At 63.4% G+C, this 13,391-nt stretch carries 10 protein-coding genes; 2 read left to right on the top strand and 8 right to left on the bottom strand.

Annotated features, from left to right (window positions below; all coding sequences use genetic code 11):
• Position 1: 1 nt before the first annotated feature.
• From AC244_RS28075 to AC244_RS28040, 8 genes are all read right to left on the bottom strand, one after another.
• On the bottom strand, positions 2 to 1,645 hold the full coding sequence (locus tag AC244_RS28075) for a monovalent cation/H+ antiporter subunit D (protein ID WP_053252117.1): 1,644 nt from the start codon (positions 1,643 to 1,645) through the stop codon (positions 2 to 4).
• Positions 1,614 to 1,961: a Na+/H+ antiporter subunit C gene (locus AC244_RS28070; RefSeq protein WP_053252164.1), complete on the bottom strand. Its 348-nt coding sequence runs from the start codon at positions 1,959 to 1,961 to the stop codon at positions 1,614 to 1,616. Before AC244_RS28070 ends, AC244_RS28075 begins: the two co-directional genes overlap by 32 nt.
• A complete protein-coding gene (locus AC244_RS28065) occupies positions 1,961 to 4,867 on the bottom strand; it encodes a monovalent cation/H+ antiporter subunit A (RefSeq protein WP_053252116.1) in 2,907 nt (968 codons plus the stop codon). Before AC244_RS28065 ends, AC244_RS28070 begins: the two co-directional genes overlap by 1 nt.
• 257 nt (positions 4,868 to 5,124) lie before the next feature.
• A complete protein-coding gene (locus AC244_RS28060; protein WP_053252115.1) occupies positions 5,125 to 7,794 on the bottom strand; it encodes an EAL domain-containing protein in 2,670 nt (889 codons plus the stop codon).
• 103 nt (positions 7,795 to 7,897) lie between these two features.
• A complete protein-coding gene (locus AC244_RS28055) occupies positions 7,898 to 8,086 on the bottom strand; it encodes a DUF3008 family protein (RefSeq protein ID WP_053252114.1) in 189 nt (62 codons plus the stop codon).
• Positions 8,087 to 8,154: 68 nt separating this feature from the next.
• The gene (locus AC244_RS28050) at positions 8,155 to 9,768 is read right to left on the bottom strand and encodes a cisplatin damage response ATP-dependent DNA ligase (protein ID WP_053252113.1); all 1,614 of its coding nucleotides are present in this window, start codon (positions 9,766 to 9,768) and stop codon (positions 8,155 to 8,157) included.
• Positions 9,769 to 9,771: 3 nt separating this feature from the next.
• Entirely contained in the window at positions 9,772 to 10,782 is a 1,011-nt protein-coding gene (locus AC244_RS28045; protein WP_053252112.1) for a ligase-associated DNA damage response exonuclease, read from the bottom strand.
• 91 nt (positions 10,783 to 10,873) lie between these two features.
• A complete protein-coding gene (locus AC244_RS28040) occupies positions 10,874 to 11,827 on the bottom strand; it encodes a nucleoside hydrolase (RefSeq protein WP_053252111.1) in 954 nt (317 codons plus the stop codon).
• Between the two features lie 378 nt (positions 11,828 to 12,205).
• Here AC244_RS28040 and AC244_RS28035 point away from each other — a divergent pair, with 378 nt between their 5' ends.
• Positions 12,206 to 12,523 carry a hypothetical protein gene (locus tag AC244_RS28035; protein WP_053252110.1) on the top strand — a complete coding sequence of 106 codons (318 nt, stop codon included), beginning with the start codon at positions 12,206 to 12,208 and terminating at the stop codon, positions 12,521 to 12,523.
• A gap of 153 nt (positions 12,524 to 12,676) precedes the next feature.
• Entirely contained in the window at positions 12,677 to 13,330 is a 654-nt protein-coding gene (locus AC244_RS28030) for a hypothetical protein (RefSeq protein WP_053252109.1), read from the top strand.
• Positions 13,331 to 13,391 lie beyond the last annotated feature (61 nt).

Below are 13,391 nucleotides of genomic sequence, written 5' to 3'. Positions count from 1 at the left end.
GCTACTGCCCTCCGACACGCGGCGCCGTGAGGACGCGCTGGGTATAGCTCGCCGGATCAAGCAGGGAATCGGCCGTTGCCTGCATGTAGCGCATCGTCGCCCCGGCCTGCAGGCTCAAGAAGATGCAGGCGCCGAGCAGCACGACAACGGGGGCAATCTCGATGACGAAGACGCGCGGCTCGGTGTTCTCGATCGAGGCCCAGAAGGTGCGGATGCCGACGCGGTTCATGGCGATCATGGCCGAGAGACCGGACAGGATCAGCAATGTGACATAGGTCCAGTCGGCCGGCGAAATCGCCGGAGCCGCCTCGGGGCCGGAGAGGCCGAAGAGACCGCTCAGGATCGCGAACTTGGCGACGAAACCGGAGAGCGGCGGCAGGCCGGCAAGCAGCAATGCGCAGAGGCAGAAGCAGAGGCCAAGCACCGCCATGGTACCGGGAATGGCGGCGCCCGCTTCGTCTGGTTCCTCGTCCTCGTCGGCATCGCCATAGGCCTCCATCGTCACTGCCAGAACGTCGGCGCCGGCGTCACGGCCGCGCTCCACCAGTTCGATCAGCAGGAAGAACGCCGAGATCGTCAGCGTCGAGCTGACGAGATAAAACAGCGCGCCGGCAATCATGCCGGAATGCCCGAGGCCGATCGCTGCCATCAGCGTGCCGGAGGATACCAGCACCGAATAGGCGGCAAGCCGGGCCATCGCCTGCGACGCCAGCACGCCGATCGCGCCGAAGGCGATCGTCAGCATGCCGCCGACCACGAGCAGTGTCTGGCCGAAACCGGCGGAAACCCCGGCATTGGCACCGAAGACGAGCAGCGACAGGCGCAGGATGATGTAGATGCCGACCTTGGTCAGCATGGCAAAGACAGCCGCAACCGGCGGCGTCGCCGCCGAATAGGCGGTCGGCAGCCAGAAGCTCAGCGGCCACATGCCGGCCTTGACCAGAAAGGCGACGCCGAGCACGCCGGCGCCGACTTCGACCATCTGCCGGTTCTCCGGCGAGATGCTGGCGAGCTTGACGGCGAGGTCGGCCATGTTGAGCGTGCCGGTGGCGCCATAGATCAGGCTGACGCCGATCAGGAACAGCGACGAGGCGGCAAGATTGATCGCGACATAATGCAGGCCGGCCTTGACGCGCAGCGGACCGGAGCCGTGCAGCAGCAGTCCGTAGGATGCCGCCAGCATGATCTCGAAGAAGACGAAGAGATTGAAAAGATCTCCCGTCAGGAACGCGCCGTTGAGCCCGGCGATCAGCAGCTGGAACAGCGAATGGAAGTGGTGGCCGGCGGTGTGCCAGCGCGCGATCGAATAGACCTGGGCAGCCAGCGCCAGGCCGCTCGTCAGGCAGAGCATCAGCGCCGAGAGCCGGTCGAGCACCAGCACGATGCCGAACGGCGCCGGCCAGTTGCCGAGCTGGTAGACGCTTGTGCCGGCAAGGAAGCCTTCTGTCGAGGCGCTAGCGCGCATCAGCACCATCGAGAGCACGAAGAGGGCGAGCGTCGAGACGAAGCCCATCACGCCCTTGGCCATGCGGTTGCGCTCGTCGATCGGGATCATCGCCGCGCCCACCATCAGCGGCAGCAGGATGGGCAGGACCATCAGGTGGTGCAGCCAATCAGTCACTGCGCTGCTCCCTTCCGTCGACATGGTCGGTGCCGGTGAAGCCGCGCGAGGCGAGCAGCACGACGAGGAAGAGCGCTGTCATGGCAAAGCCGATGACGATCGCGGTCAGCACCAGCGCCTGCGGTACCGGATCGGTATAACGCGAGAGATCGCCGACGCCGCCGGGCTCGAGGATGGGAGGTGTGTTCACGCGCAGCCGCCCCATGCTGAAGATGAAGAGATTGACGGCATAGGAGAGCAGCGACAGGCCGATGATCACCTGATAGGTGCGCGGCCTGAGCAGGAGATAGACCCCCGAGGCGGTGAGAACGCCGATGGCGGCAGACAGGATGATCTCCATTACTTCGCCTCCTTTCCGGCGCGAAGGGCACGGGCATGGGCACGCGGTGCGCGGATCGACTGGTGCGCAAGCGCGATCAGGATGAGGACGGTTGCCCCGACCACCAGCGAGAAGACACCAAGATCAAAGAAGATCGCGCTTGCCAGTGGGAATTTCCCGACGATCGGCAGGGTGACATATTGCGCGTGCGAGGTCAGGAACGGATAGCCGAACAGCCATGAACCGATGCCGGTTGCCGCCGCGACGATGACGCCGATGCCCATCCAGCGCAGCGGGTGGATGCGCAGCCGCTCCTCGACCCAGCGGGTGCCGCCTGACATGTACTGCAGGATGAAGCCGATCGACATGGCGATGCCTGCCGCGAAGCCGCCGCCCGGCAGGTCGTGACCGCGCAGGAAGAGATAGGCGGCCAGCATGCCGCTGACCGGGAACATCCAGCGCATGATCACCGAGGGAACAAACAGATATTCGGCGACGCTGTCGCCCTCGGCGCGGTCGGGGTGATCGTCGTCGAAGGCATTCTGGACCTGCTGTTGTTCCGGTGCCTCCAGGCTGTCGGCCTGCGGACGGAAACGCAAGAGCAGCGCAAACACGGTCAGGGCGACAATCGCCAACACTGCAATCTCGCCGAGCGTATCGAAGCCGCGGAAGTCGACGAGGATGACGTTGACGACATTGGTGCCGCCGCCTTCCTTGTAGGCGCGCTCGAGGAAATAGCTGGCGATGGTCTCGGGCATCGGACGGGTCATCACCGTATAGGCGATCAGCGCCACGCCACCGCCCGCAACGATGGCGAGCAGAAAGTCACGCAGGCGCCGCAGACGAACGCGCAGCGACAGCAATTCGGATTCCTGCGTATCCTCGATGCGCTTGGGCAGCCAGCGCAGGCCGAGCAGGATCAGCACCGTCGTGACGATCTCGACGAGGAGCTGGGTGACGGCGAGGTCGGGCGCCGACAGCCAGACGAAGGTGATGCAGGTGACGAGGCCGGCGCCGCCAAGAAGCACGAGAGCGGCCAGCCGGTGGAACTTCGCCTGAAAGGCCGCCCCCACCGCACAGGCGATGCCGATGGCCCAGAGCAGGGCGAAGGCCGGGTCGATGCCGCGCACGAGAAGCGGCGGCAGCTCGAAGTGATTGAGGAGCAGTGGCAGGGCACCGACGACGATCGCGACGAAGACCAGGAACCGCATCTGCGGCTGCAGCCGGCGCGTGCCGAGCCTCTGCTCGAGCGAACGCGCCCATTTCCATGAGAGGGTCACCAGCACCCGCTCGAAGATGCGCTGACCGTGTAGCAGGCGGAAGACCGGCGGTCCCTCGGTGCTGGTCGCCAGATAGTTGCGCATCAGGAAATAAAGTCCGACGCCGCCGAGAAGCGCCACGAAGCTCATGACCAGCGGCAGGTTCCAGCCGTGCCAGACCGCGAGGCTGTACTGTGGGGTGCTCGCCCCAAGGATTGACACGACGGCGGTATGCAGGAACGGGCCGATGGTGATCGCCGGGATGATGCCGACGACGAGGCAGGCCAGCACCAGGAACTCGATCGGCGCACGCATCCAGCGCGGCGGCTCATGCGGGATCTTGGGCAGCTCGCTCGGCGTCTGGCCGAAGAAGACGCTGTGGATGAAGCGCAGCGAATAGGTCACTGCGAACATGCCGGCGAGCGTGGCGACATAGGGTGTGATCGTATCGAGGATGTTGGCCTGGTGCGTCTCGATGGCTTCGGCGAAGAACATCTCCTTGGAGATGAAGCCGTTGAGGAGCGGCACGCCGGCCATTGCAGCGCTCGCGACCATGGCGAGCACGGCGGTGCCGGGCATGTAGCGTATGAGCCCGCCGAGCTTGCGCATGTCGCGTGTCCCGGTCTCATGGTCGATGATGCCGGCCGCCATGAACAGCGATGCCTTGAAGGTCGCGTGATTGACGATGTGGAAGACGGCGGCGACTGCGGCAAGCGGACTGCCGAGGCTGAGCAGAACCGTGATCAGTCCCAGGTGGCTGATGGTCGAATAGGCCAGAAGCCCCTTCAGGTCCTGCTGGAAGATCGCGAAATAGGCGCCAAGAAGCAGTGTCGTCACGCCGGCGAGCCCGACGATCCAGAACCAGGCCTCGGTGCCGGCCATGACCGGCCAGAACCGCACGAGCAGGAACACGCCCGCCTTCACCATGGTCGCCGAATGCAGATAGGCCGAGACAGGTGTCGGCGCCGCCATGGCGTGCGGCAGCCAGAAATGAAACGGGAACTGTGCGCTTTTGGTCAAGGCACCGAGCAGAATCAGGATCAGCATCGTGACGTAGAGCGGGTGATTGCGGATCGTGTCGCCGGAGGCGAGCACGACGTCGAGATCGTAGCTGCCGACGATCCGGCCCATGATCAACAGCCCGACAAGCATGCAAAGCCCGCCCATGCCGGTCATCGTCAGTGCCATGCGGGCACCGTCGCGGGCATGGGCGTTGTGGTGCCAATAGCCGATCAGCAGGAAGGAGACGATGCTCGTCAGCTCCCAGAAGACGGCGAGCAGGATCAGATTACCGGAGAGAACGACGCCGAGCATCGACCCCATGAAGGCGAGGAACAGCGCGAAGAAGCGCGGCACCGGGTCTTCGGCCGCCATGTAATAGCGAGCGTAGAGCACGACGAGCACGCCGATTGCGGTCACCAGCACCGTGAACAGCCAGGCAAAGCCGTCCATTCTCAAGGTGAAGTTGAGGCCGAGCTCCGGCATCCAGGCAAGTTCATAGCGCAGAACGCCGCCGGAGGTGACGAAGGGGTAGAGGCCGGCTGCAACCAGGAAACAGAGAAGCGCGATCGCGCCTGCGAACCAGGCCGTTGCGCCGCGTTGATCGGACGGAAAGAAGATTGCAATGAGGCTTCCCGCGAACGGGGCTAGGATAAAGACAGAAAGCAATTTCCCCGCGTATTCGATCGTACCGTTCCCTTCTCTTGGGCTTAATGGAGATTGGGTGCCGAGGCCCCTCAAGGACCATCGCTGACGCAACGGTCGCAGACGATGCCGTCATGGTCCGCATAGCGGTAACAGGCATATGTTTTTATGACGATTTTCCCTGGGGCTGCCAAGCCTCGACACTTGGAAAAATGCGCGCGCAGCGCATTTTTGGCCCGCTCGCTCGCGCGCCGAACTGTCGCAGCCGGCTGGAGGCGCCGTCAGGCGGCCTGCCACCTGCGCTCGAAAACGAAGGCGGCGAGATCGTCGGCGCTCATTGGCCGGGCAAAGACATAGCCCTGAAGGCCATGACAGCCGAGTTCTCTCAGAATGTGGGCGTGCTCGAGCGTTTCGACGCCTTCGGCGATCACTTCGATGCCGAGCGAGGTGCCGATATCGATGATCGATTCGACGAGGCGCTTTTCCGCCGGCGAATTCAGGATCGGCAGAATCAACTGGCGATCGATCTTCAGGCGCCGCGGGGTCAGCTTCAACAGGCTGAGGATCGAGGCATAGCCGGTGCCGAAATCGTCGATCTCGATATCGATGCCGAGTTCCTTGATCCGGCGGATGTTCGACAGCACCGTGACGTCGCTCTCGTCGAAGGAGATCGATTCCAGAAGCTCGAAGGACAGGCGGCCGCGCGGGATCTGCAGCTGCTCGAGGCGGCCGATCAGCCCGTCGTCGTGCAGACGGGCATAGGACAGGTTGACCGAAACCTTCGGAATATGGATGCCGTTGGCTTCCCAGCGAAAGATCTGGAACAGCGCTTGCTCGAGGATCACCTGGTCGATGGATGCGACGACGTTGATGTCTTCGGCAGTCCTAAGAAAGGTGTGCGGACCCAGCAATCCCTTGGTCGGGTGGTCCCAGCGCGCAAGCGCTTCTACGCCGATGATCTCAAGCGTGTTCGGACAGAACTGCGGCTGGAAATGCGCGATGAATTCCTTGTGCTCGAGGCCGCGAAGGATCTCGTCGGCGGTCTGCTTGGTCTTGAACACGGCAGTCTTCAGGTCGCCGGTGAAGGTTTCGTGACGGTTGCGCCCGCGGCGCTTGGCCTCGTAAAGGGCGATGTCGGCATTGACGAGGATCTGGGACAGATCGTCGGTCGGCTTGGCCTGGGCTGCGATGCCGATGCTGACGCCGATGCGGCATTCCTGATCCTTGTAGCGAACCGGAACGCTCATCGCCTCGATGATGCAGGATGCGAGCCGAGCATCGGGCTCGGCGCCGCCATCCTGGCGGACGATGACGAACTCGTCGCCGCCGATGCGGGCGACGAAATCCTTCTCCTTGGCGTTGGTCCGCAGCAATTCGGCGGCGTGGCGCAGGATCTCGTCGCCGGCGGCATGGCCGAGCGTGTCGTTGATCTGCTTGAAGCGATCGAGATCCATGTGAAAGATGCTGAGCCTCGCCTCGGCATCGAAGTGATGGCTTCTGTCCGCAAGCACCTGGTCGAGGAAGCGCCGGTTCGGCAGGCCGGTCAAGGGGTCGTGCAGAGCATTGAATTCCATGCGGTGACGTGCCGCTTCCAGTTCGGCGCTGTGCGCTTCAGCCTGGCGCTTGGCTTCCGACAGGGTTGCGCGGGTCCTGATGTCGGCGGTCACGTCCCAGTTGACACCGACGATCTTCTTGCGCCCGTCGGCGCCGTCATAGGTCGAGCCGATAGCGCGGATATGCCGGATGGTGTCGTCCGGTAGCCGGATTCGGAACTCGGAATTGTAGGCGCCGCCCGAGGCAAGGGCTTCGGCGAATTCCTCTTCCGCCCGGGCAAGATCGTCGGGATGCAAGGTCGTCTTCCAGTCGTCATAGGCCTGGCGGACCGATCCGGTCTTGCCGTAGAGCTCCTTCATCCGCTCGTCCCAGAGCAGCTTGCCGCTGGCGATATCGAGTTCCCAGATGCCGATCTGCGAGGTGTCGAGGGCGATCTTCAGGCGGTGCGACAATTCCTGCAACTGCGCCTTGCTCTGTCTGAGCGCGCGAATGTTGTTCTGCCGCTCGCTCATCAGCCGACCGGTCAGCAGCATCGGCAAAATGATCATCAGGCCGCCGGCAACGATCAGCGCGCGGATCAGCCAGGCGTTGCGGGCCGTTTGCGGCCAGCCGCCCTTGGGAACGGCGGCGATGCGCCAGGAGCCGCCGGGAAGCAGGACCGTCATACCCACCGGTGCCTGATCGAAAACCTTGGGATCGCCGAAGAAGGCCGTTCCGTTGCTACCCGTCCCATCTCGGCCGGTGATGGCGATATCTATGCCGAGCTTATGGGACAGGAGGCCGCTGTCGTTGTAGAGACGATCGACATCGATGACGGCGGATACGATCCCCCAGAAGCGATTGCTGCCGCCGCCGGTATCGATCGATACCGGAAACCGGCCGATCAGTCCGCGCCCGCCCTGCACCAGGTCCACCGGACCGGCGAGCACCATCTTCCCCGTGTCCTTGACTTTCATGACGGCGGCGCGCTGCGCATCGTTCTTGCGGTAGTCGAGCCCGATCGCTTTTTCGTTGCCCTGCATGGGATAGACCATGCGCACGATGAGGTCGGGTGCTGCGGCAATGCTGCGCAGCTGGGAGCGTTCGGTGAAGATACTGCGGGAAAGGGCGGCGAAACGATCCTGATCCATGCCCGGTTCGGTCGCGATCGTGCCGATGAGACCGCGGACGAGCTGGATATTGCCGTTGATGCTGGCTTCGAGTTTGGAGCGGATCGGGTTGAGTTCGTCGGCGACTTGGGAACGCACCCGCGCTTCGGAGACCACCTGGTTCTGATTGTCCGCGAGGATGCCGGCCACGAGGACGACGAAAGAGGCGATGATCGCGGGAAGGTAGTTCGGCGTCAGAACTCTGGAGAGTGTCTTTTTCCCGAGGTCGAAGGCATGTCTGGCAGGCACAAGATCACCCCGGCGGCGTGCGAATGGTACAAAACGTCCGGGATGATCCCAAATTGATATTAACAATTATTGTTTTAGTTCGAGCTTTTATGCCTGCCCGAGGTCATTTTGCCGCCTTCCGCTCGGGCAGTTTCTTGTGCTTGGTTTCAGCAAGTTCCTCAAGTTCGCCTTCGGTCATGGATTTTTCCATGTCGCGTGATGCACCCTTGAGTTCGGATTTCTTCATGTCTCCACGTTTGGCGGCGAGTGCTGCGCCGGCGGCCTTCTGCTGTGCTTTCGATTTTGCAGGCATGTCGCATCTCCTTGCGTGCGTTCGAATAGCTCAAACGCCGGCCGGGCGGGCCGGTTCCCCGCTTTCGATCACGATTTGCTCTCGATCATCGCCTGCAAGGTTTCCAACCGATCGGCTTCGCGGGGCAGCTTGTCTTGCCGCAGCCGTGCGATACGCGGAAAGCGCATGGCAACGCCCGACTTGTGTCGCGTCGAGCGGTTGAGGCCTTCGAAGGCGACCTCGACGACGAAGCCGAAATCGGGTTCGGCCCGCACCGCCCGCACCGGCCCGAAGCGCTCGGTGGTATTGTCCCTGACGAAGCGGTCGAGAATTTCCAGCTCGGCGTCGGTGAAGCCGAAATAGGCCTTGCCCACCGGCACCAGCGTTTCCGCGCCGTCGATCTCAGTCCAGACGCCGAAGGTGAAATCGGAATAGTAGCTGGAGCGCTTGCCATGGCCGCGCTGCGCATACATCAGCACGGCATCGACATTGAAGGGCGCCCGTTTCCATTTGAACCAGGGGCCTTTGGCGCGGCCGGCGGTATAGGGCGAATCCAGACGCTTCAGCATGATGCCTTCGATAACGGGATCGGGCGGATCGGACCGGAGCCGGTCGAGCTCCTCCCAGGAGGAAAACGGCACGAGCGGCGACAGGTCGAAATGCTGCGGCGAAGCCCGTTCGACGAGGTCGCTCAGCAGTGCCCGCCGTGCCAGGAAACCCTCCGGTCGAACGTCGGTTTCGCCCGAAAAGAGCACGTCGTAGGCGCGGATGAAGGCCGGATATTCGTCAAGCATCTTGCGGCTGACAGTCTTGCGGTTGAGCCGTTGCTGCAGGTCGGAAAAGGTCCGGGTGGCGCGGTTGGTGCGGGTGGTGCCGCCGACCAGCAGTTCGCCGTCGATGATGCCCGAGAAATCGGCCGCCTCCAGCACGTCGGGGAAAGCGCCGGAGATTTCGTCGCCGCTGCGCGAATAGAGCCGCCTGGTCCCGCCGATATTGGCAAGTTGCACGCGGATGCCGTCCCACTTCCATTCGGCGGCAAAATCCCTGGGATCGAGCTCGTCGAGGTCGCCTTCGCCGACCGGGGTGGCGAGCATCACCGAATGGAAGACGGCGGGCGTCGAAAGGACCGGTTTTTCCGCCTCTCCCGCCAGCCATTGGAAGAGCGGCGAATAGGGCGGGGCGAGCCCGTGCCAGAGCGTTTCGATTTCGCTGACGTCCTTGCCGCCCATTTCCGCCAATGCCTGCTTGGCGAGCTTTGCGGACACGCCGATGCGCAGGCCGCCGGTCACGAGTTTCAGGAAGGCGAAGCGCGCCGATGTGTCGAGCCGGTCGAGCATGTCGCGCACGACGCTGCGCACATTGGCACGGCCGGTCGTCTGCAGCGTCTCGATTGCGTCGCCAAGCGGAATATCGTGTGTTGCGACGCCGGCGGGCGGTTCCCAGACCAGCGAGACCGTTTCTGCGAGGTCGCCGACATAATCGTAGGAATAGCGGAACAGTACCTCGTCCATGCGCTCGAGCAGCAGGTCGCGGATCATCGCCGGCTTGACGGTTGCAAGCGAGAGCGTGCCGGCGATTGCGGCGAGCGCATAACCGCGGTCCGGATCGGGCGCGGTGCGGAAATAATCCGCCAGCAGCCGGATCTTGGCGTTGCGCTGCGGGGTGAGCACGAGCCGGTCAAGCAGTTCGGCGAAGGCCCTCATCGCTCATTCCCCCTCGTCGTCATAGCCGACGAGATGTAAGGGTCGCGCGGCGATGCCCTCAAGCTCGCACCAGCGCACCAGCGCCTCCTCGCGGCCGTGGGTGACCCAGACCTCTGACGGGCCGATCTCACGGATGGTTTGGGTCAGTTCGGGCCAGTCGCAATGGTCGGAGATCACCAGCGGCAGTTCGACGCCGCGCTGCTTGGCCCGCTGTCTGATCATCATCCAGCCCGAGGCGAAGATCGCCAGCGGATCGACGAAGCGCCGGGCCCAACGGTCGGAAAAGGCGGCGGGCGGGCCGATGACGACGGTTCCGGCAAAATCCTGCTTCTCGTCGGCCGCAAGCGTCGCCGGCCGGATTTCGCCGAGATCTACGCCTTCGCCACGATAGTAATCGCAGAGCTTCTGCAAGGCACCATGGATATAGATCGGCTCGTCGTAGCCCTGCTCACGCAGAAGGGCGATCACCCTCTGCGCCTTGCCGAGCGCATAGGCGCCGATCACATGCGTGCGCTCGGGAAACTGCTTCAGCGACGTCAGCAGCTTGTGCATCTCTGTGCGGTCGTCCGGATGGTGGAACACCGGCAGCCCGAAGGTTGCTTCGGTGATGAAGACGTCGCATGGGACCGGTTCGAACGACAAGCAGGTCGGGTCGCGCCGTCGTTTGTAATCGCCCGACACGACGATGCGCGTGCCCTTCGCCATAACCGAAATTTGCGCCGAGCCAAGCACGTGGCCTGCGGGGTGAAAACGCACCTCCACGCCGTTGACGACCATCGTCTCGCCCAGGGCAACGGCCTGGCTCGTGCCGCAGAAACCGTCGCCGTAACGGATGCGCATGATATCGAGTGTTTCGCGGGTGGCGAGCACCTGACCGTGGCCGGCACGGGCGTGGTCGGAATGGCCATGGGTGATCAGGGCGCGGTCGACCGGCTGCACCGGATCGATGTAGAAATCCCCAATCTCGCAATAGAGACCTTTCGGGGCGGGATAGAGCAGGGCGTCCGGTTTCATGCCCTTAGAGATAGCCGGCGAAAACGTATCCGCCAGCCATCGCCGCAAAGTTTTTCGAACGGTCGGAGAAACCGATCCGTCCGAGGTGGCATCAGTCGTTCAGCGCCAGCGTGTCGCCGATCAGCTTCAGGGTTTTCGCCGCGTCGATGTCGATGCAGGCCTTCTGGCTCGGCAGGTTGTCCCACGGGCTCGGCGGGAACAGCCGGCTGTCGGGCTTCTGAATCGTCTGGCCATCGGCAATGCCGCCGCAGACGACGCGAATGACGCCGCTGCGCACCTTGAACAGGTCCGGCGCCACGACATAGGCGCAGGCGCAGCTGTCGTGCACCACCATGCCATCAGGCACATGCTGCTCATAGAAGGTGATGTAGAACTGCGAGATGTCCGAGAGCAGCTTTGCCGGCGCTCCGCCGCGCGTGGCGATGTCGGTGAGCATCGCCTTGGTCATCACCGTCTTGGTGGTGACGTCGAGACCGACGACGGTGACCGGCCAGGGGGCGGTCATCACCACGTCGGCAGCTTCGGGATCGCCATGGATGTTGGCTTCGGCGGCAGGCGTGATGTTGCCGTTGACGTCGAAGGCACCGCCCATGATCACGACTTCGCGCACCAGCGGCGCAAAGTCCGGATCCTCGCGCAGTGCCAGCGCCAGGTTGGTCATGCGACCGACGGCAATCAGCGTCACTTCGCCGGGATGGGCACGTACCGTGTCGATGATGAAGCGGTGCGCCGGCCGGGGATCGACAGGCAGGTCGATGTTCTCGGGCACGTCGATATTGCCGAGACCGTCGTCGCCATGGATGAAGGTCGGCCAGCCGACATGCGGCCGGTCCGGATTGAAGGTCTTGTCGAGACCCTTTGCGACCGGTGCCTTAATGCCCCACTCACGCTTCAGGAACAGCGCGTTACGCGTCGTCGTTTCGACCGAGGCGTTACCGAAGACCGTGGTGATGCCGATCAGGTCGATATCCGGGTGGCGGTGGAGGAAGAGCAGGGCCATCGCATCGTCGATGCCCGGATCCGTATCAAAGATAACCTTGTGCATGTGTTCTTCTTTTCTTTTTCTTGCGTTTGACGGGTCGCAATGGAGGCAAGATATCGGCGAAAGTCAATCGCCGTTCGGCTGCTATCGAAAGCGCCGTGTGGACGGAGGCACGGCGGCGGCCTGCCACCAGGGATGTCAGAATTACGATCGATTTCACCGGTGCATGTCGAAGCTCCGGCGAAGGCGATGTCGCGGAAGCATTCGGAAAACCCTCGATACGGAGCCGGTGTCACTTCGGACTGGTGCGCCCGGTTTCCCGTTGCGATGGGGCGTTTTGACGGCGGTTTCCGCGGGAACAACCAGATCGGCACGGCCGTGGCACTCTCCCCGACATGGATGGGAACGGGCTCATCCGCAGTCAATCACGGAGGAAATGTCATGCGTAAGTTCGTACTGGTTTCCATGGTTGTCATTGCCGCAGCGACGTCCGTTGTCGCCTCACCATCCTTCGCCCAGAGCGCTGGCAAGGGCCGGGACAGCGGACACAGTTCATCCGACCGTAGCGGTGACTGGTATCGGGGTGCCTCCACCTTCACGCACTATAACGACAACTACAACAAGCGCCGCCCACGGCCGATCTTGGTGAAGTCCGGGGCCTATTGCGTCGAGCGCCGCGAATGGGTGGATGCCTGGGGCAAATTGCAGGTCGTGCCGTACCGCGAATGCCGCGACCGCCGTCATATCGAGATCGACTGATATCGCCGCTGCTCCGCATCCCGGCGTCGGTCGGGGTGCGGATTTCCGCTACATCGCGGCCTGCTTAAACTTTCCGAAAGGTGGGGCGCCTATCCTTGCAAGGCGCCTTCGGGCTTTTGTTGCAATTCCTGATATGACAGCGGAGCCATTCTCGTGAAGGCTATTCTCGGCAAGTTGCGCCCTTCGAAGAGGCTGGTCGTCATTCTTGCCGCGGCATTCGGCGTGTCGGCTGCCTCAGGTGCTGCCGCCGTCTATGTCGGCCGCGACGCGCTGATGGAGCGGATCTCCAAGCCAGCCATCTCCGGCCTCGAATGCACTTTGGTCCGAACCCTGAAGCTCGGCCATCATGGTCAGCGCTGGGTCCGCATGCACATCAAGACGGACCGCGCCGACGGCGAGGCGCGCATGCGCACGGCTCTGCGCGTGGTCGGCGCCCTGTCGAAGGCGGAGAAGGCTGATCTCTACCAGGTCGTCGTTCTCGATGCCGCCGGGTCGGAAGAGCGGGCAGGGGTCCGTGGCGCGGCGATCGGGGCGCAAGTTCTCTTCGCGCCGGGTCCGCAAAGCGTGCCTGGGATGGATGCGCCTTTCCGCGCGTCCTACAATGACGGCAAGGCAAACTCGGCCGGTTTCTTTCACGGCAGCACGGTCGATCTTTCCGTGGGCGATATCCGCGACATGATGGCCGGCATGGACGATCGTTCGCCCTGCATCGATCCGAATGCCGTTGCCGTCGAGGGCGCGGCGGCGCCCGAGGCCGAAACGCAAGAGCACAAGGTCGAAAGCGCCGAGGCGCCGGCCGGCCACTGACGCGCCGTTCGCGCCATAAGGCACTTGCAATCCATCATCGAAAACGAAAAAAGCCCGCCGC

Source organism: Ensifer adhaerens (assembly GCF_001270265.1).
In the GTDB taxonomy this organism is placed as follows: Bacteria; Pseudomonadota; Alphaproteobacteria; order Rhizobiales; family Rhizobiaceae; genus Ensifer; species Ensifer adhaerens_B.
Note: the sequence above shows the minus strand (reverse complement) of the source record. Positions and strands in the feature narration are given on the sequence as shown.